Genomic DNA, 17,107 nt, shown 5'->3' on the forward strand with positions numbered 1-17,107 from the left:
TCCGGATGATGGTCCGATATTCCAGATGACATTCCGATATTCCGGATGATGGTCCGATATTCCAGATGACATTCCGATATTCCGGATGATGGTCCGATGTTCCAGATGACATTCCGATATTCCGGATGACTGATATTCCGATTATATTCCGATATTCCGGATGCATTGCGTGAGACGCACCCGGACGTACTGAATTTTTGCCGACTGTATCTATCCAGCCGCTACTTTTGTCATCGTGTGCTCTAACGAAAATCCGACAAGCTTGCCATTTGTTTCGAGGATACGCTTGCGAACTTCGTCACTGTTGGCTATGCCCATTTCAAGATCTCTGTAAATGCACAGCAATTGCATTGTAGTCATCAGTGCTAGATTTTTCTTGTGGGCAAAATCGGCTAGAGCATCCGAGTAGTCAGGCTCGCTGCGCTCGGAAGGTGGTTTGTCGGCCCATGTGCAGGAAACAAGGACTCCTTTCGGTTCCACTTCGTGTTCGCCCCAGAAAGTGATCACCGATTGCGCCAATTGAGCAATGTCAGAACTCTTAGGTTGAGAATTTGTTCTCAGAACTCTGACTATCGCTTCCGGCCGATCAGCTGATAACAGAAGTTCACTTGCAACGGGAGAATTAGGTCCTGCGCTCCAGCCTAAACGTTTGAAGACAAGCGCTGTAGCTTTCGTCAGCTCTTCACCCTCGGCGGCTAATAGTGCGTTTTTGAGCCCGTCTAGCTGCGAAATTTTGGTATCGATGGAGGATATTTTTTCTTGTGCTTGTTTGATCGAGTCAACTAATGCGGACTTTTCTCGACGCAGATCATCTAAATCTGAAAACGAGTATTCCGCACACCAACCAGACGGAGCCGTTTTTGTCATTTCTTCCATCTTCTTCATGAGATCCTTTGCTTCAGGTGTTTCTGTTTCGTGATTGTTGTTGCCAGATTCATAGCTGGCAGCCTTTACAGGTTGTGCTGGTTCCGGTTTGCTCACCTGCGGTGTTGCTGACGGTGCCGAAGTTTTCGCATCAGAACCGGGCCCTCTGGTATTCGTTACGCCAGCATTAGTTGCCGCAATTTTAGGGGGTTCAGCAGCGGCTGCCGGCGGCTCTGCGATACCGAATTTGTAACCGGGATCGCCAACGTTAGTGCTTTCAGCAGCGAATTTGTAGTTAGAGAAATCGGTGCTTGACTTGTCTGAAATCCCTTCCACGGCTGGGGGCTCAGATTTCGATTCGACTGGTCCGGCAAGATTTTCCATCTCCTGGAGAAGATTTCTTGAACCTTCCTCGGCTCCTTCATCGTCTTTGCTTTCTTCAGCTGAAGATCCTTTTGTGCCTACCGATTCCAATTCCTTGAGCAGGTCAGCAGCGCTCGGGACGCCAGCTGCGTCTACATTTTGCTGAGGCTGAGTGGTGAAATTCGGAGCGATATCGGCAGTCGTGCGCTCATTGAATGGTTGCCGCTCAGTTGCCTCGGCTACTTCTGCTTGGGCAGAAACAGACTCGAGAATCTCTTCTGCAGTCATTTTCTTTTTGGCACTGTCTGTGTCAGAAGGACCGTGCGGTTGACTGCGCGAAACTCTGGCATCGAATTTTTGAACTGGGGGCAGACCGGTGCGCGAGGTTGTGGGATTTTGGGATGGCAGTCCGGTTCTCGATGAGTTTGGTGAACCAACTGTGGCTTCCTGTATCTCCGTTCTAGGAGACGATGGTGAAAGAGTGGACGCTGGCATACCAGTTCTCGAAGTGCCCGGTGCTTCTACACCTGGAGCTGCTCCACTTCTGGCAGCTGTCGGCACTGCCGTGTCGATTGCCGAAGCTCCCGGCGATGCCGAGACTGCTTTTGCAGCAGAGACCTCTGGTTGAGTTATGGGCTGAGCTGTAGCAGCGGTTGCATTCGATACGACATGGCTCGGAGATGGCGTTGCGGCCGCTGTTCCGGCGCCTACATCAGCTGCAACGGCTGCGCTGCCGGCTGTCACCGCGCTGCCAGCTGCTTGAGCAGATCCGACTGAAGCCGGTGATGGAGCTGGTTTCGATGGTGTTTGCTTTTCGATTGTCGGCGTTTGCTCTGGCTTCAGGAATGAAGTGTCGGGTTGTGGAAACTTCTGCGCGCTGCCGGAATTTTCGGCTACTTCAGGCACAGATTCTCCATTGCGTTTGTTGTACCAGCTATTTACGCAATCCATTAAAGTACGATCGAAATCCGGGGAGTAAGGCGCCGGAAGAAATACGATCCTTCCTCCATTGTCGCCGGCTATCAGATGTGCCGCGATACACTTGCGCGGACCGGCAGTGGCAAGCACGATGTAGCCTTCGGTGAGGAAATCAGTTCGAATGATTGTGTTCCATTCCAAACCGGTCTGTTGGAAATAACTGGCAAACTCTGTTTTTTCGGCTTGTTCTGTCGGTTCGATCGTTCGCCCGTGCGAGACTGCGCTCATATGCCGAACATTGTTCTCTACTGGCGTGTCTGGTGCCAGGCTCTCCAACCAGAAGTAGTTGTCCATCGAAAGTGATGAGCCCTGCAATAGAAATGGTCTGCAGAGGTAGTAGACGAGCAGCCCGCCACGTTCTAGAAAGCTGACGAGTTCGAAAATTCGTTTCTTCAGGTCCGATTCCAGTGCTTGCAGCAGCGAATCGTTTTTTAACGTAAACGACGTCAGCCCTTCGTCGAGCTTGCCATTAATTTCCTTCAAGACCTCAGGATCGCGATCGAAGAGATGCAAGATGCTTACCGGATTGGCAATTATGACATCATAGTTGTCGAGCGGTTTCGCCTTACCGATGGTGAGATATGACTCCTCACCAAACCCGGGGCAGTTCAGCCTGAGAACCTGCTCCCTGTGAATACTCTTCATAGTCCGTACTTACCTTCTTGAATTATCAAATTAGTAATCTGCTCCGAAGTGGTTATACCCACAATCTTGCTGCAATTTAGTCGCTTGAATCAAATATTCGTTGTCAAGGCAACCGATGAGCTCGATTATTCAGAGTTATCAGAAGCTGGTTTGAGCCAGTCATCTAGATTCAGGGACTCCAGTGTACCTAAGATTTTGTCAGCTTTTGTGTGATCTTGATGTCGCGTGGTCGGACATGGAATCGCGATGCACTTCATACCAGCTGCTTTTGCAGCCAAAACTCCGTTGAAGGAGTCTTCCACAACTAAACAGTTTATCGGTAAAACTCCAATTCTTTTGGCAGCCAACAGATAAACATCTGGCGCTGGCTTTCCATGAGGCACTTCATCTCCGGAAGTTAACGTTTGGAAATATGCTGCGATGTCGAGCTTTTCAACAATCAGTTCGATCGTGGGTAAAGTGGCAGATGAAGCAACAGCGCAGGGAAGTGATAGTTCTCTCGCTTTTTTCAATACATTCAAAACGCCGGGCATGGGCTCGATGCTTGTTGAAAACAATCGAGCCAGGTTTTCTTCCTTCCGGGCAACAAGCTGCCAAGCGTCCATGGACAGTTGATGTTTACATATTAAATGTTCGGCAAGTTCCAGATCAGTGCGACCCAGGAATGGATGATTGTCGTCTTCAGTAAAAGTGATACCAAAAGTTTGGAGAAGCTCCTGATAAGCCTGCAAATGGAGTGGTTCAGAATCCAAAAGGACACCATCCATATCGAAAATCAGACCCTGAATCTGAAGCATTATCTAAGCCCCTATTTGTCTGCAGTGTTGGAGTCATTTATCGTTCATTCAATGGGAAGCGCCAACTCCTGTGAGAGGCGTTGGCGCTTGGAATGACTCGACTAACGATTGTATTTTCTTTAGTGCTCTTCGAGCTTTTCAGCGAGGCTGAGAGATTCTAGACTGAACGGCTTATCAACACCCTGCTGAATAGCGTTAGTGCCGCCCATGTAGACACCTTCAGCTGAGCCTACGATTAATCCGTAAGGCATTCCAACTACTGATGCAAAAATCACAGGTGGTGCACTTGTGTGTCCACCGATTTTGTCGGCGAAGCTGTTTGTATATTCGATCATGCGGTTGGATGCACGACGAGTGACGGCCATAGGAACGCCCACGACCAGTCCAGTTGCCACGCCGGCAGCTCGCAGAGGCAATCTGACAGTCTGACGTGCGGCGTCTCTCAGTCCATCCTCACCGGCTTGTGCAGCGGTCATCGGTGCCACGGTGAGAACCGCAAGTGAAAGCGCAATCGCTTGAAGTTTGTTCATTTGTTCCTCCAGGTGAACTTGGCGAACCGATGGTTTGCTCTGTTTTAGTTCTTGGTAACTAGGATCCATAGTAAGCTCAGCACCGCAATAATATCACCGAGTATTCAGGTATTGCCTTCGCAACTTGGTAAAATCGATTGATGCGGATGCAAAGTGAGTCGCAGGAAAAATGAACAATTCTAATTATCATCGCAAGGGCTTTGGTCTCAAGGACGAAGTGCAGGGAGATTTGAAGTCCGCCTATGAGTCAGATCTAATCGGCAATCTGCGAAGTAATGGCAATACGCTGACAAAAAACGACATCACGATAAAGTTAGCTGAAGCGTTTGGATTCTGTTGGGGCGTTGATCGAGCTGTGTCTATGGCTTATGAGACTCGCAAGCACTTTCCCGACAGGCAGATTTGGATTACCAACGAGATTATTCACAACCCGGTTGTGAACAGTAATTTGCGGGATATGAATATCGCCTTTGTACCAGTCCAAAGCGATGGAAGCAAAGATTTTAGCGGCATTAAGAAGGGCGAGGTAGTTATCTTGCCCGCTTTTGGTGCGAGCGTACAAGAAATGCAGTTGCTTGAGTCGAAAGAATGCGAGATCGTAGATACAACGTGTCCCTGGGTATCCCGAGTCTGGAATCGTGTCGTCAAGTACGAAAGAAGTGACTTTACGGCAATTATTCACGGTAAATACAATCACGAAGAAACTGTTGCTACATCTTCGCGCTCGAAGCATTACCTGATTGTCCAAAATCTGGCGGAAGCAGAATGGGTTTGCAATTTTATTCTCGAAGGCGGAGACCCGAAGCAGTTTTTGCAGAAGTTCAAACAGTCTTGTTCCAACGGTTTTGATCCTCTCCGTAACCTCGAGCGCGTCGGTATTGCCAATCAGACGACGATGCTCAAAGGCGAGACGGAGATGATTGGCAAACTCTTTGAAAAAACAATGCTGCGTAAGTATGGACCTGAAAAGATCGACGAGCATTTTCTCAGTCCTGGTGACACCATATGCGATGCCACTCAGGAGCGGCAGGATGCTATGCTCAAATTGGTTGACGACCCACTCAACTTGATCCTCGTGATCGGTGGTTTCAATTCGTCTAACACCGGACATCTTCAGGAGATTGCTCAGAGCCGCGGTTTGCGCTCGTATCACATTGACGGTCCTGATTGTCTCGGACCTGGCAATGTGATTCGACATCTCGAAGATGGCCAGATGCACGTTACGAGCGATTGGTTGCCATCTGGAGAGATCGTAATCGGTGTGACGGCCGGCGCCTCGACTCCCGATCAGGTTGTGGCTGAGGTGCTTGAGAAAGTATTTTCTAGTAGGCTTGCACCAAGCCAGATCGGACCTGCGTGATCCGCGAAGCGAAAGCGTCAGCAGTATAGGTTTTGAACGCCGTCCTCTGGATTTCAACTGATATCAGCTTAACTTCTACCTTTTAGTGTTGAAAAGCTATCAGTTTAGCTTTTTGACGGAGCCTTCAAACAATGTTCGAATATGGGCCGCTGCCATGGTCCCGTGTCCAGCCGCGACTGCTATGCGCGGATATCCCGGGTTCGTCAGATCGCCAACTGCAAATACTCCCGGCACATTAGTTTGGCAGTTTTGATCAATGAATATGTGACCGCTGCTATCCATGTTTACCTGTCCCCGGAATGGTTCTGTGTTCGGCATGTAACCAATCTTGATCAGTAAGCATTCAGCCTCGATATCTCTGACCTCACCGCTGCGACTGGATATTACTTGTAGACCAGCCAGCCTTTTCTGTCCAATTAACGAGTCGACTTCTGTCTCGAGCAAGAGGTTGATTTTGGGATTACTGCGCACGGCGGTGACCAGGTCCGGTCTTGCTTTTAATTTGCTAGTGCGATGGATTAGATGAACCTGCGGCGAGCGCTGTGATAGTTCAAGGCATTGAATAAGGGCCGAGTCACCGCCACCTATGACAGCAACTTTTTTTCCGGCGAACTCTGCTTCCTTTCCAGCAGTGCGATAGAAGACTGAGTCGCTGAAAATTGAAGTCCCGGGTAGCGGCAGTTCTTTTAGCCTGCAGCCCGTTGCGATGACGATGTATTTAGCCTTGTGCCGGTGCCCATTTACTACAACTGTTTTGAGTTTCAAATCTACCTGTTCGACATTGGCGTTGAATTCAACATTGGCCTTCATCACATCGGCGAGGTCGACCAGTCGTTGTGCTGTCAGTTCCCCACCGGGGCTGTAGCCGCCAACGAAATTACGAACAGAACTTTTCATGTCCCAGAGTTGTCCACCGACGCGGCTGCTTTTCTCGAAGACGATGTAACCAATCTTGCAGTCTTGCAGTTCTAATGCGCAACTAAGCCCAGCGGGCCCGGCGCCGATGATGATCGTTTCCAAGGAATCCATAGGTTTGCTTCAGGTGCGCACTTGAGGTTGCTGTCTGGGTTTTGTCTGGACCGTGATCGTAGCACGAGGTCGCTTCGCCCGTGGCTGAATTGCCCATACAGTGCTGCTTGGGGCCGCTTAGACCTGAAAAGTACTGAATTTAAACCGATATCAGTTTAAAAAACAGCCAATGCACTTAAAAGTGTATCTGGTGCAAGGATTCGCTTGTTACTGCCGACCGTAAGTAGCAAAGCAAGAGGTCGTTTCCCACAACGTTACTTTGGTGACAGGGAATCCATTCTCTGCAACAACGTCGAAAATTAACCTGGCAATGTTTTCAGCAGTTGGATTGGCTTTCATCACAAAGACAGGCTCGTTCTGTTGTCGAAGTAGTGGCAGCAAAGGATCCTCTTCCATGAGAATCATTCGGTGATCCAGGTTGTCATCTATCCACTGCGAGACTACGGCTTTTATATCTGAAAAGTCGATTACCATACCCAAACCATCGAGTTCTTCAGACTCTATTGTGATCACGGCCACGCCGTTGTGCCCATGCAGATTTTTGCACTTACCTGAGTAGTTGAGTAGTCTGTGACCGTAGCAGAAGTGTATTTCTCGAGTGACTTGATACATAGATTCGCAGATCCCTTTTAGTGTGCTTAAGCATACACTGCTCAAATTGCCCGAGCTTGCGCCAAAATTCGCAAAAGTTGTTCAAGACAAGCCAAATGTCGCAGAGCTAGTGATTTTCCGTGATAGGATTTCGTTTGCTGCCACCTTTTGGTTTTTTTGTTGATGCCTACTGAGCACAATAAATCATGTTCTACGGTTTCTGCTTCACTTCAACAGACCGACCCTTTGTTTTTACGTGCTTGTCGGCGTCAGACGGTCGACAGAACTCCGGTCTGGTTAATGCGTCAAGCCGGTCGCTTTCAGAGCGAATATAGAGCGATCAGGGAGAAAGTAAGCTTTCTAGAATTGTGCGGAACGCCCGAGCTGGCTGCACAGGTTACAGTTTTTGCAGTTGATCAGCTGAAAGTCGATGCCGCAATTATATTTGCCGACATACTTTTACCACTGGTTCCGCTTGGTGTTGGTCTCAAATTCGAACGTGGAGATGGGCCCGTCATTGAGCGGCCCATTGCTTGTTGTGCTGACGTTGATAACCTGAAAGAGTTTGATGTGCTAGATGAGCTTGGTTATGTAATGGAAGCAATCAGGTTAGTCGTAAAGGAGCTCAAGCCTGATATCCCGTTGATTGGCTTTGCTGGAGCCGCTTTTACGTTGGCTTCCTACATGATAGAAGGTGGTTCATCTCGAAACTTTGAGAAGACAAAGACCTTCATGTATACGCAGGAAACCGCCTGGCATAAGTTAATGGGCGTGCTTGCCACTATGACCGCAAATTATTTGAACGCTCAGATTGCTGCTGGCGCGCGCGCGGTTCAGTTGTTTGATAGTTGGGTCGGATGTCTGAGTCCTGATGATTATCGGCGCTTTGTTGCACCACATATGAAGGCAACAATTGGTGGCATAACACCTGGCGTGCCGGTCATTCATTTCGGTACGGGAACTGCAACGCTGCTTGACGCGATGAAAGATGCCGGTGGCGATGTGATTGGTCTCGATTGGCGTTGTGAACTCGGACGTACGTGGGAAGGTCTAGGAGATGTAGCTGTGCAAGGCAATCTGGATCCGGTTGTTTTACTTGCCGAGCCGAAACAAATTCGCCATCACGTCGAACGTATCGTAAACGAGGCAGCTGGTAGACCGGGGCATATATTCAATCTCGGTCACGGAATTTTGCCGATGACGCCAGTTGAAAATGTGAAATACCTCGTCGAGCTAGTTAAAGAACTTACCAGCACGCCCTCTGAGTAATGCAATAAGGATGTCTCATGCAACAAAGCCATGAACTCGAGCCGACCAGAATAGTGTTTTAAAAGCTTTAGCGAGGAGAGGGGCTTACCAAATGAAAGTTGTGATTGTCGGCAGTGGAATATCGGGATTAACTACCGCATTTTCCCTTCTGCGTAATAATCCTGACCTCGATGTGAAGATTCTCGAGGCCGACAATCGCATTGGTGGGACCATCTCAACGCGTCTTGAGAGTGGTTGTGTGATCGAGGAAGGTCCAGACTCTTTTTTAACTACGAAACCCTGGGCTCTCGAGCTTTGTAATTTGCTAAATCTGCAAGGTCAAATACTGCAAACTAATGATGCGAATCGTCGGGCCTTGATCGCTCTTAATGATGAGTTGTTGCCTCTTCCAGAGGGCTTTATGTTGCTGGCTCCAACTAAAATATACCCGTTTCTCGATTCGAAAATTCTCTCTTTGAACAGTAAGCTCAATGGCGCCATGGAAATCTTCAAGGCGCCCGCAAAGGACATCGGCGATGAGACGCTAAAGGAGTTTGCTGTGCGTCGATTCGGACAGGAGATGTTCGAGCGCATAATTCAGCCTATGGTGGCAGGTATTTATACCGGGGATCCCGATAAATTGAGTGCAGCTGCTACTATTCCTCAATTTGTCGAGATGGAAAAGAACTTCGGCAGTGTCGGGAAAGCATTTTTAAATAATGCTGTTTCAAAATCATCCGATAGTGGTGCCAGATACAGTGCATTTATTACTTTGAAGTCCGGCTTGCAGACCCTTGTAGAGGCTCTTACTGCAGCTATCGGTAGTGAAAGAATAGAATTGGGATGCCGGGTTGAAAAACTGACTCCTGCCGATGGAAAGTGGAAAGTCAATTGTAGTGATGGGCGTCATTTCGATGCTGATGCAGTTGTTTTGGCAGCCTCCGCCAGGGCGTTGAGCGCAATTATTCGATCAACAGATGATGCACTGGCTGAGGCCCTCGGTCGGGTTGAATATAGTTCGTGCGCGGTTCTCAACATGCTATTTGATGCATGTCATATCGGGCGAGCTCTCGACGGATTCGGTCTGGTCGTACCTGAGATCGAGAAGAAGAAAATAATTGCCTGTAGTTTCGCCAGTACAAAGTTTGCCGGGCGAGCGCCTGCTGGAATGGCGTTAGTGCGAGTTTTCTTGGGTGGCGAGCTGCATCCTGAAATATTTGCTTTGAGTGATGGCGATATGATTCAAGCCGCTTTGCATGACTTGAGGACTTACTTGAAGATCAGTCACTTCCCTCGCAAGATTTGGATAAAGCGATGGACTAAGGCCATGCCACAGTATACGGTGGGTCATCTAGCGCTGGTAGAGAGACTGAAGGCACGGTTTGGTCAACATCAAGGACTTGTCTGGACGGGCAGTGCCCTCAGTGGAGTAGGCATCCCTGATTGTGTGCGTGCAGGCTTCGACGCGGCCGTTTCTGTGCAAGAATTGACCAAGAATAGTCAGAAGTCGCCAGCTTTGGTCTAATACCGATAACTGCTCCGAGGAGACGTATGCCTAGAGATTTGCCGGTCGGAAACGGTACGGTGCTGGTGAATTTTGATGCCGATTATAATCTTCGAGATATCTACTTTCCATTTGTAGGTAAAGAAAATCAGACTGTTGGACATCTCAATCGTTTTGGTGTCTGGGTGGATGGTGTATTTTCCTGGATCGGGCGGGATTGGATCATCGATCGTAGGTACGTGGACGAATCACTGGTAACCAATGTTGTACTTAGAAACGACAATTTGGGGTTGGAGATTACCGTTAATGACGCAGTAGAATTTTTCCTCTATGTTTTCTTACGTCAGATTTCAGTCAGAGATCTGCGCGGAACAAACCGGGAAGTGCGGCTGTTTTTTCATCACGATTTTCATCTTTATGAACACGAGGTTGGAGACACCGCATTTTATGATCCTCGCACTCAGTCTGTAATCCACTATAAAGGAAGCCGCTATCTCTTGATCAATGGTGGCACCGAAGGTCGTTCGGCAGTAGATCAATGGGCTGTCGGGCAAAAAGAGATGCAGGGGATGGAAGGCACATGGCGTGATGCCGAGGACGGCATATTGAGCGGCAACTCTATCGCTCAGGGCTCTGTAGATTCAACAGTTGGCATATCAATTACTGTCCCCGCCCATGGTGCGCGGTCTGTATATGTGTGGATTTGTTTTGGATATGCATACGAGAAAGTCGTAAAGCTGAATCGCATAGTGAGCGAACGTTCCCCCGCTAAGTTGCTGCAGCGCACGCAGAACTATTGGAAGCTATGGGTTAATAAGGAGAGTTCAGATTTTCAAAATCTTCCTGAGTCTGTGGTTAAGCTGTACAAGCAAAGCCTTTTGATTATTCGCAGTCAAATTGACGATCATGGCGCGGTCATTGCGGCAAACGACCAGGACATTGCTCAGTTTGCGCGTGATACTTATTCCTATATGTGGCCGCGCGATGGTTCGCTTGTTACGTATGCGCTCGTAAAAGCAGGCTATCGTGAGGTGGGTCATTCGTTTTTCAAATTCTGTCTTGACGTAATTGGCGAAGACGGGTATTTCCTGCATAAGTACAATCCCGATAAAACTCTGGCATCGAGCTGGCATCCCTGGGTGCGGGACGGTAATTTTGATTTACCGATTCAGGAAGATGAAACGGCGCTTGTCCTCTGGGCGCTGTGGCAGTACTTTGCTAAATTCAGAGATGTTGAGTTCATTAGACCGTTATATCGTCGTTTGATTTCTAACGCCGGTGACTTTATGTGCCAGCATCGGGACCGTGAGACACACCTGCCTTTGCCTTCCTGGGACCTTTGGGAAGAGAGGTACGGCGTGCACCTGTTTACAGTTGGAGCGGTAGTGGGTGGATTGCAGGCCGCAGCCAACTTTGCCAGAGCCTTTGGCGAACAGGAACAAGCGTCCACCTATGAGAAGGCGGTTGATGAAATTAGAGTTGGCATGAAGCAACATTTGTGGAATGCTGACGAGAAACGTTTCTGTAGGATGGCCACACGCACAGAGACTGGCTATCATCTCGATATGACACTGGATGCGTCTATGTATGGTGTTTTCGCCTTTGGCGCGATGCCCGTAGATGATGACATGGTTGTCCAAACCATGAGTGCTATGAAGGAGCGGCTCTGGGTGCGGACCGAAGTCGGCGGTCTGGCTAGATACGAAAATGACTACTATCAGCAAGTATCCAGAGATATTGAGAACGTTCCTGGAAATCCCTGGTTTGTCTGCACTTTATGGCTGGCTCAATACTATATTGCTAAAGCTAAAAGTTTAGGAGAACTGGAGCAGGCACTGCAGATCCTCGTTTGGGTAACCGAGCATGCATTACCTTCGGGCGTGTTGGCTGAGCAGGTAGATCCATACAGCGATGCACCACTTTCGGTGTCGCCTTTGACGTGGAGCCATGCCTCATTTGTTGCGTGTGTATGTGAGTATCTCGAGGCTAGAACTCGATTGCTAGCCTGATTGCTTCTTTGCACTAGCCGGCGGGGCTATTCACAATTGTTTTGCATCTTTGTTTTGCGAGGTCTGGTTCAATAAGTATCAAATCCGATATTGCTAAAGTGTCGACTCGTTGCAATCTTTGCAATGCGGATGATTTTCAGTTGGTGACCTTCGGACAGGAACATGAATACGACAACACAACATCTGATCAGTTTCGCGTAGTGAAGTGCAATCAGTGTGGATTGGTTTACTTGAACCCCCGGCCTGATAGTTCCGAGTTATCTACCATTTATCCGCCAAATTACTACTCCTACAACCAGAAAGCATTGCGAGATCAGGCTAATCCCAACTCGATTCTCCACAAGCTCAGATATAAGGGGTTTACCGCAAAAATTCAAAAATCTTTGCAGCTGTGTGGTGCAGGAGCCAGTCAGTATGACGTGTTGGATATTGGCTGTGGAGACGGGCACACTCTCGACTTATATCAGCGGCACGTTGGTGTAAAAACTTACGGGGTTGATTTCAATTTAGAGGCTCTTAAAATTGCCAGAGCCAACGGACACATCTGTTATGAAGGCGCATTTGAGAGCGCCCAATTACCTGTCGAAAAATTCGATCTGGTGACGGCGACGCATGTTATCGAGCACGTTGCCGATCCTCGGCAGTTTCTTGTTAAGGTACACTCGGTGCTTCGTTCTGATGGTATTTTGTGGCTGGAAACGCCGAACATCGACTCAGTAGAGGCTCAGTGGTTTCGGCAGAAACATTGGGGCGCCTACCACTTCCCTCGCCATTGGTATTTCTTTTCTCGAGCGTCGTTGACGAAATTAGCCGCCGGTGCTGGCTTTACGCCTGTATTTGTTGATTTCGTTCCAAACGCTATTTTTTGGTTCTGGACGTTTCACTCGATGTTGATTGAAAAATTTCCTCGGTCCCGAAAATTTATCGATATGCTTCTTCCTCCTATAGATTTTCAAAGAGACACCTTTGCCAACTTTGTTCGAATCTGCTTCTTCTGCATTATCGATGTAATCATCAAGAAGGTGACGGGCGAAACCTCCAATATGATTATTGCGTTTAAAAAAGTTGAGATTCCAATTCCTACTCCTCAGTCAGACTTTGAAGAGTCATCCGCAGTCTGATTGCTTTATTTGATAGCGACCCGAAGCTATCACATCTGGCCCGGGAGATCCGGTCCGATGTTTGTTGGGGCATTGCGTCACCTGCCTCGGCGCCACTTCCACAATCTCTTGAGTGTCCAAAATGTGCCTGGCAGTGGTTCTAATTTGGAATTTCCTGTTCGTTCAAAATAATCGATTGCTATTTCTTTGAACTTGAAGCCCTGAGAAACTGGTCCTACGAGTAGTTCAACCGGAAGAGCCATACCATGGGGATCGTAGTTGAATGCATTCAGCAGCGACTTTCTGTAGGCTCGCATACCAGTGTGCACGTCTGTTGTTTTGACACCGCATATAATGTCGGCTAGTTTGGCAAAAATCGTGTTTGCCAGGTAATTCGGCCAGGGCATCGCCCTCGGTCTGTGGATCATCCTGGATGCAGAGACAATGTCATAGCCATCAGTAATTAATTGCCAGAGGATTGGGATAGCTTCAGTTGGATAGGTGTTATCGCAGTCAATTGTGACAATAACATCTCCGACTGCTTCTTTGAGAGCAAGAGCTAAGGCGGGTCCATAACCCTGAGGGGGAAATTGCCGTATGACTCGACATCCAAGCGCTGCAGCCCTGTCGGCTGTATTGTCTGTGCTGCTGTCGACGACGAGAATTTCCAGTGGTTTTGCTACGGCATTGATATTATTGACGACCGAACTTATTGACTCCTCTTCGTTGAGGGTAATCATCACCACTGATAGTGCAAAAGGTTTTGTCAACTGGCAAGTCCTGGCTTTGTTTAGTCATCATAAGTCAGTTTTGGAAGTAAAATAGCTGTGGTAAGACAGATCTATCAAAATTTAGTGAAATAATCGGCGGTGCTGACATGACTATGAAATGGGAAACCTTGAGTAAGCAGGCTGAGACCTCGTATCAACAAGGAAACTTTGCAGACGCTGAATCTATGTGGCTGGCAGCACTGGAAGAGACCAGAAATATGGCTGCTGACGATTTGAGAGTGGCTTTGACCGTTGATTGTCTAGCCGATGTCATGACACGTCAGTCAAAAATCGTCATAGCGGAGCTGTTTTATAAGCAGTCTGTGCACCTGAGAACGCAGATTCTTGGAGCTGATCACCTGGCAGTAGCTGCAAGTTTAAATAATCTTGCTAAATCCTATTATTTGCAGGGGAAGTTTAATTTGGCGGAGCCGCTTACACTCCGCTTTGTACAAATTTACGAAGAAAAACTCGGTGAGAAGCATACGGATGTCGCCACCGGATTGCATAATCTTGCCACGCTTTACCATATGCAGGGCAAGTATCGTGAGGCTGAGCCCGTCTACAAGAAAGCTCTGAAAATCAGACAGAAAGCTCTTGGTGAAGATCATCCGGACACGATAAAGTTGATGAAAAATCTTGCCAGTCTGATGCAATCAACTCGTCGTGCCGCTGAGGCCGAAGATTTAAACGCCAAAGCCGTCGGACTAATTTCGGGAAGTTGGAAGGCCCTTCCTCCTCCCGATGAGAGTGAAAATTTGATGCGTAATGAATAGTGGCGTCAAGCCGATCTCTGTTTCAGACAACTTTTGCAGAGGTCATTTCTGAGAGCGCCTTTTGAATAGCGGCTTTAGAGGTCAATTGCGGTTTCCAGCCGAGTTCTCTGAGTTTTGAAGTGTCCATCCTGATTGTCGGTACGTCGCCAATCCAACCGACTATTCCACCTGTGTAAGCCAGGCTCACATCCTTTAAATTCAGGAAATCTATCACTGTCTGAGCAATGCAGTTCACATCGATCAGGTCTGCGGATGCTACGTTGACGAGGCGTACTGATTCATTCTGATTGGTCAGTGCTACTTCAATCGCTTCAACTAAATCATCAATGTGTAAGTACGATTTCTTTTGTTGTCCGTTACCGAGTACTTCTAAGCGCTGATGATCACGTTTTAGCTTGCGTACAAAATCGAAAAGGACTCCATGAGTTTGTCCTCCACCCACAATGTTGGCGGGACGAAGTATAGTGGCATGCATGTTGAACATACTGGCAAAAGCGCTAATGAGTCCCTCTGCTGCAAGTTTGCTGGCCCCATAAAGACTAACGGGAAGAAGTGGACCTGAGTCTTCTCTGGCGATTTTGTTACCGATATTTCCGTAAACCCCTGAGCCAGAGAGAAAGAGAATCGATCGAATATCATTTACACGCATTGCTTCTAGAACGTTGTATGTGGACATCGTGGTCATCTGCAAATCGAGAGAGGTGTTTTGAAACCCCATTGAAATGTCAGCATTCGCTGCAAAATGATAAACAATATCGACGTCGACAATGGAAGCTTTTACTTTTTCCAGGTCAAGTAGATCACCTTCGATGTACTTGCATGATTTTATCGACTTATCGCAAGGCGGACGTTTATCGAAGATTGTCACGTCGAAATTCTTTTTTGAGAGACGCTGGGTTACAGCCGTACCAATGAACCCAGAACCTCCAGTAATTAGAGCTCTCATAGTGCCTCAAATCTTGACGCGCATACGATACGAGACGATAGCATGTTTTTTCCGGTTCAAACAAAATTGGGTTTGTAAATCATTAATTCTATGTGCCCGGGTGTTTGCTTGTCTGTATGCGATCCAATGCACTGCACGTGGTGCATCGCGTTTTGATTGATCTCCTTAAAGTCCTTGTATATGGGGCTTTTGAATTGCCTGTTCAGGTTTTGAACCGATATCAGTTTAACGTTTGCGTGCATGTTTTAAGGCGATATCAGTCAAAGATCTGTCTGGCTTCTCAAAATTGGCAATGCCTGGACGTTTCGTCAATAAACTTTCTATTTTTTCGTTCGATTGAACTTTTTCGCTACTAATTACGTTCTTAAAGTTAGGTGCGTCCAAGGAGGGTCAATTGAAAGTTCAAAAGCAAATCCAAAAGGCGCCGGTTCATTACTTGCTTGCACTTGCTGCGGTAGATGAGGTCGATCGGCTTTATCCAACTGAAAAAGCCTGTATGAGACAAATTTGGAGACGTATTCGTAAGGAGAAGCGCTGTCAATTTTGCAGTAGCAGAAAGTTGAAGCTTACTGATTGCCGCACTGGCAATTGCGGGTCCTGCGGAAAAATGTTTTGGCTTACCGCTGGTACAACATTTGATCGGATACGGTCTGCGCGACCCTATTTGATAGCGATCCACCTCGTTGAAAAATGTATTCCATTTAGTGCCCGTATGCTGAGCCGACTTTGTTCAATTGCCTATGCTTCGGCGCTGGCAATTTTCAAAAAGATAATGGGGGCGGTATGGCTGGCCATGCCGTCCTCTGTTGCTTTAGTTTCCTCGTTTGAGTTCGATGATGCGATTTGCAAGCGCAGCTTTGAGACTGAGGCGAGAAAACATCCAATCAGTGAACAGGAAAATCTGTTGGTTGATTCTTTGTCGTTGTCCGGCTTAAATGCGTCAATTCTCGAGTCGGGGCTGCCGTCTATGAGTCGCATTGCGACCGCCGAAGATGGTCTAGAGACTGATGTGACTGAAGAAGTGAAAGTCGACAGTGGACTTGTTCAGTTTGAAGCAGCTCAGTTTGCCCCATCAACTGGATGTGAAACTTCTGCTTTGCCGGCGAGCAGATCGCAAGACCACACAAATTCAGTTGAAGAGATAGTCTACAATGTGCTCACTTATGAAGCTCAAACAATTGATTCACTTGTGTCGGCGACGAGGCTGAATTCGTCTGTGGTTCTCGGTGCACTCTCAATACTTCGATTGACTGGGCTGGTCTGTATGGTCGATGGTAATAGAGTTGCACTCTCCCTTGAACATTTGAAGGCATCTCCCATGCCCCTACCTCCGGCTGTTCAAGAGTCAGTGAGGCGAACAATCAAGTTCATCAAAAAGATTTTCCACGGTGTTAGCAGGAGATACATACAGATCTATTTGGCAGCTTACTGGTGCTTCTTTGATAGAGACAGATGGACGTCAGAGGAGGTGTTCAGACAGTGCTGTCGGACTAAGTTTCAGCTCCGTAACTTTGTTTCTCCCTTGCAATTGAAGCTCTGGAGTATGTAGTGAAAATCTAAAGCTGTCGGGAGCAAATAGGTAAAAATAAAAGAAGGG

Annotated in this window: 15 protein-coding genes; 7 read left to right on the top strand and 8 right to left on the bottom strand. The window is 47.8% G+C overall.

Annotated features, from left to right (window positions below; translation table 11 throughout):
* Window positions 1-210: 210 nt before the first annotated feature.
* From EKK48_26540 to EKK48_26550, 3 genes are all read right to left on the bottom strand, one after another.
* A complete protein-coding gene (locus tag EKK48_26540; protein RTL36245.1) occupies window positions 211-2,850 on the bottom strand; it encodes a hypothetical protein in 2,640 nt (879 codons plus the stop codon).
* Window positions 2,851-2,975: 125 nt separating this feature from the next.
* A complete protein-coding gene (locus EKK48_26545; protein ID RTL36246.1) occupies window positions 2,976-3,647 on the bottom strand; it encodes an HAD family phosphatase in 672 nt (223 codons plus the stop codon).
* Window positions 3,648-3,766: 119 nt separating this feature from the next.
* Window positions 3,767-4,177, bottom strand: coding sequence for a hypothetical protein (locus EKK48_26550; protein RTL36247.1), 411 nt, complete (start codon window positions 4,175-4,177; stop codon window positions 3,767-3,769).
* A 169-nt stretch (window positions 4,178-4,346) separates the two neighbouring features.
* On the opposite strand from EKK48_26550, the gene EKK48_26555 reads away from it, so the two are divergent.
* Complete coding sequence (locus EKK48_26555) at window positions 4,347-5,537, top strand: 4-hydroxy-3-methylbut-2-enyl diphosphate reductase (GenBank protein ID RTL36248.1); 1,191 nt, start codon at window positions 4,347-4,349, stop codon at window positions 5,535-5,537.
* Window positions 5,538-5,636: 99 nt separating this feature from the next.
* Here EKK48_26555 and EKK48_26560 read toward each other — a convergent pair whose 3' ends face one another.
* Together EKK48_26560 and queD are read right to left on the bottom strand one after the other, a co-directional pair.
* Complete coding sequence (locus EKK48_26560; GenBank protein RTL36249.1) at window positions 5,637-6,566, bottom strand: NAD(P)/FAD-dependent oxidoreductase; 930 nt, start codon at window positions 6,564-6,566, stop codon at window positions 5,637-5,639.
* Window positions 6,567-6,773: 207 nt separating this feature from the next.
* Window positions 6,774-7,178 carry a 6-carboxytetrahydropterin synthase QueD gene (gene queD, locus EKK48_26565; GenBank protein RTL36250.1) on the bottom strand — a complete coding sequence of 135 codons (405 nt, stop codon included), beginning with the start codon at window positions 7,176-7,178 and terminating at the stop codon, window positions 6,774-6,776.
* Window positions 7,179-7,340: 162 nt separating this feature from the next.
* Between queD and hemE the strand changes: the two genes are divergently transcribed.
* The 4 genes from hemE (at window position 7,341) to EKK48_26585 (ending at window position 13,039) form a co-directional block, all read left to right on the top strand.
* Window positions 7,341-8,426 (top strand): uroporphyrinogen decarboxylase, encoded by a 1,086-nt coding sequence (gene hemE, locus EKK48_26570; GenBank protein RTL36251.1) that lies wholly within the window; start codon window positions 7,341-7,343, stop codon window positions 8,424-8,426.
* 91 nt (window positions 8,427-8,517) lie between these two features.
* Window positions 8,518-9,930, top strand: a complete 1,413-nt coding sequence (gene hemG / locus EKK48_26575; GenBank protein RTL36252.1) for a protoporphyrinogen oxidase — start codon at window positions 8,518-8,520, stop codon at window positions 9,928-9,930.
* Window positions 9,931-9,956: 26 nt separating this feature from the next.
* Window positions 9,957-11,918, top strand: a complete 1,962-nt coding sequence (locus EKK48_26580; protein ID RTL36253.1) for a glycoside hydrolase family 15 protein — start codon at window positions 9,957-9,959, stop codon at window positions 11,916-11,918.
* 35 nt (window positions 11,919-11,953) lie between these two features.
* Entirely contained in the window at window positions 11,954-13,039 is a 1,086-nt protein-coding gene (locus EKK48_26585; GenBank protein RTL36254.1) for a class I SAM-dependent methyltransferase, read from the top strand.
* Window positions 13,040-13,116: 77 nt separating this feature from the next.
* Here EKK48_26585 and EKK48_26590 read toward each other — a convergent pair whose 3' ends face one another.
* Window positions 13,117-13,788: a glycosyltransferase family 2 protein gene (locus tag EKK48_26590; GenBank protein ID RTL36255.1), complete on the bottom strand. Its 672-nt coding sequence runs from the start codon at window positions 13,786-13,788 to the stop codon at window positions 13,117-13,119.
* 107 nt (window positions 13,789-13,895) lie between these two features.
* Here EKK48_26590 and EKK48_26595 point away from each other — a divergent pair, with 107 nt between their 5' ends.
* On the top strand, window positions 13,896-14,564 hold the full coding sequence (locus EKK48_26595) for a tetratricopeptide repeat protein (protein ID RTL36256.1): 669 nt from the start codon (window positions 13,896-13,898) through the stop codon (window positions 14,562-14,564).
* A gap of 22 nt (window positions 14,565-14,586) precedes the next feature.
* On the opposite strand, the gene EKK48_26600 is transcribed toward EKK48_26595, so the two are convergent.
* Both EKK48_26600 and EKK48_26605 read right to left on the bottom strand, forming a co-directional pair.
* A complete protein-coding gene (locus EKK48_26600; protein RTL36257.1) occupies window positions 14,587-15,510 on the bottom strand; it encodes an NAD-dependent epimerase/dehydratase family protein in 924 nt (307 codons plus the stop codon).
* A 738-nt stretch (window positions 15,511-16,248) separates the two neighbouring features.
* Complete coding sequence (locus EKK48_26605) at window positions 16,249-16,488, bottom strand: hypothetical protein (protein ID RTL36258.1); 240 nt, start codon at window positions 16,486-16,488, stop codon at window positions 16,249-16,251.
* Between EKK48_26605 and EKK48_26610 the strand changes: the two genes are divergently transcribed.
* A complete protein-coding gene (locus EKK48_26610; GenBank protein RTL36259.1) occupies window positions 16,478-17,059 on the top strand; it encodes a hypothetical protein in 582 nt (193 codons plus the stop codon). The genes EKK48_26605 and EKK48_26610 overlap by 11 nt on opposite strands.
* The last annotated feature ends 48 nt before the right edge of the window (window positions 17,060-17,107 follow it).

The sequence above is a fragment of the Candidatus Melainabacteria bacterium genome (genome assembly GCA_003963305.1).
In the GTDB taxonomy this organism is placed as follows: Bacteria; Cyanobacteriota; Vampirovibrionia; order Obscuribacterales; family Obscuribacteraceae; genus PALSA-1081.